This is a genomic window from Parafrankia sp. Ea1.12, assembly GCF_900465275.1.
Classification (GTDB): domain Bacteria; phylum Actinomycetota; class Actinomycetes; order Frankiales; family Frankiaceae; genus Parafrankia; species Parafrankia soli.
In genome coordinates this window covers 1-567 of record NZ_UBIZ01000472.1, presented here as the reverse complement: position 1 = coordinate 567, position 567 = coordinate 1, and the positions used below count along the sequence as shown (strand labels likewise).

The 567-nt window shown below is 66.5% G+C and carries 1 pseudogene; it reads left to right on the top strand.

The window, feature by feature from the left end:
* Positions 1–274, top strand: a pseudogene (locus FMEAI12_RS28180) (ABC transporter substrate-binding protein); the annotation flags it as partial.
* Positions 275–567 lie beyond the last annotated feature (293 nt).

The window sequence follows — 567 nt, the reverse complement described above, 5'->3', positions numbered from 1 at the left end:
GCTGTGGACGGCCTTCAGCGGCGACTCGCCGGCGAACCTTTCCGGGATCGCCGACAAGGCGCTCAACGACGCCCTGCTGGCGGGGCGGACAGGCGCATCGGAACAGGACCGCGAGAAGGCCTACGACACGGTCCAGCAGCGCCTCACCGAGCTGGCCCCGGTGGTCTTCTTCACGAGAGCGGAGCCCGGCGCCATCGCAGGCAAGGACGTCGGCGGCCTCGTGCAGTACGGCCTCGGCTCGCTCCTGCCCGAGGAACTCTGGATCCAGAAGTAGCCGCCCGCCCCGGACGTCGACCTGACGACTCGTTCCGGGTGCTGAGATCTCGAGATCCTGGGGAAAGACCGAACGGAGAGATGTCCGACGCGAAACAGGTGCCAGGCACATTCCTGGCTCTTCCCAGTTCGCCGGAGATCGTGTCTGTCCGGTGACTGCCGGCGATGGCCGGTTGTGACTGTGCGTAGCGCCGGTGATTCCGGGAAGTAGGACGCACCCGCCATTCGGCATGATCGCTCTTGCTGAAGGAAGTGATCGCCGAGTGGACGGGTGCGCGTGTTCGAGGGTAGCGG